Origin of the sequence: Micromonospora sp. U56 (assembly GCF_018070095.1) — a bacterium.
Classification (GTDB): domain Bacteria; phylum Actinomycetota; class Actinomycetes; order Mycobacteriales; family Micromonosporaceae; genus Micromonospora; species Micromonospora purpureochromogenes.
Genome location: NZ_JAGPYL010000258.1, coordinates 1 through 1,373, shown reverse-complemented (window position 1 = coordinate 1,373; position 1,373 = coordinate 1). Strand labels below are relative to the sequence as shown.

Sequence of the window (1,373 nt, the reverse complement as noted above, 5' to 3'; positions counted from 1 at the left end):
GGTGCGGCCGCCGGGCAGCCGCCCCCCCCGCCGCGTGCCAGCGTCGACCCGGTGTCCTCGGTCCCCCCTGATCAGCCCCTCCGCCCCGCCGCCGGCCACCGCGCCGACGCCCCCCGGGACGATGCCCGCCGGCTCGATGCCCGCCCGGCCGGCGCCGGCCGGACCGACGACGGCCGCCGGACCGACGACGGCCGCCGGACCGACGACGGCCGCCGGACCGACGACGGCCGCCGGGAGCACGGCCGTCGGGAGCACGGCGCCCGGGAGGTCGCCCGCCGGGAGCCCGACCGGCCCGGGGGCCGGCCCGCGTCGGGTGGCCGGGTGCCCGCGCCCCGCCGGCCGGAGTCGGGCCGGGGGCGGGCGCCGCTCGTCGTCGCCGCCGGGGTCGCCGCGGGCTGGGCGGCGCTCACGTCGTACCTGCCGGTCGCCCTCGTGCTGGCGCTGGCCCAGATCAGCGAGGACGCCGGCTCCGTCGCCGGTGCGCTGCGCGCCGGGCTGTCCGGCTGGCTGCTCGGCCACGGGGTGCCGCTACAGACCACCGCCGGCCCGCTCGGCCTGGTCCCGCTGCTGCTCTCCGGGCTCGCGTTCTGGCGGCTGACCCGGGCCGGCGTGCACACCAGCCGGGCCATGGGCGCGCGGGGCGGGCGTTCACCCCGCCAGGCACTCACCGCCGCGGTCGCGGTCGGCCTCGGGTACGGGCTGCTCGGCGCCCTCGCCGCGGTGCTGGTGAGCACCGACGACCTGCGGGTCTCCCCGGTCCGCGCCGGCGTCACATCCGCGGTCTTCGGCGCGCTCGCCGCGCTGGTCGGGGCACTGCGCACCACCGGCGTGGCCGGCCTGCTCGCCGAGCGCGCGCCGGCGGCGCTGCGCGACGGGGTGCGCACCGGGTTGGTCGCCGGGCTGCTGCTGCTCGGCGCGGGGGCCGGCGCGGCCGGGTTGGCGGTGGCGACCGGCGGGGGCGACGCCGCCGACATGATCGGCGCGTACCGGACCGGGGTGGCCGGGCAGGCCGGCATCACCCTGGTCAGCCTCGCCTACGCGCCGAACGCCACGATCTGGTCGACCGCCTACCTGCTCGGGCCCGGCTTCGCCGTCGGTGCCGGCACGGCGGTACGCACCAGCGAGGTCTCGGTGGGCGCGCTGCCGGCCGTACCCCTGCTCGCCGGTCTGCCCAGCGGCCCGGTCGACGGGTTCGGGGCGGCGCTGCTCGCGGTGCCGGTGCTGGCCGGGATGGCCGCGGGCTGGCTGCTCGCCCGGCGGCTGCTCCGCGACGCGGACGAGCGCGCGGTGCCGGAGTGGGGTGCCCTGCTCGGTCCGGCGGCGCTCGCCGGCCCGGTGGTCGGCCTGCTCGCCGGCCTGGCCGCCGCGGCCTC

1 protein-coding gene is annotated in these 1,373 nt (G+C 81.7%); it reads left to right on the top strand.

Annotated elements, in window-relative coordinates; genetic code table 11:
* Nucleotides 1-321 precede the first annotated feature (321 nt).
* Nucleotides 322-1,373, top strand: a 1,052-nt coding sequence (locus KBX37_RS33865) for a DUF6350 family protein (RefSeq protein ID WP_210779886.1), incomplete at its 3' end; no start/stop codon positions are given.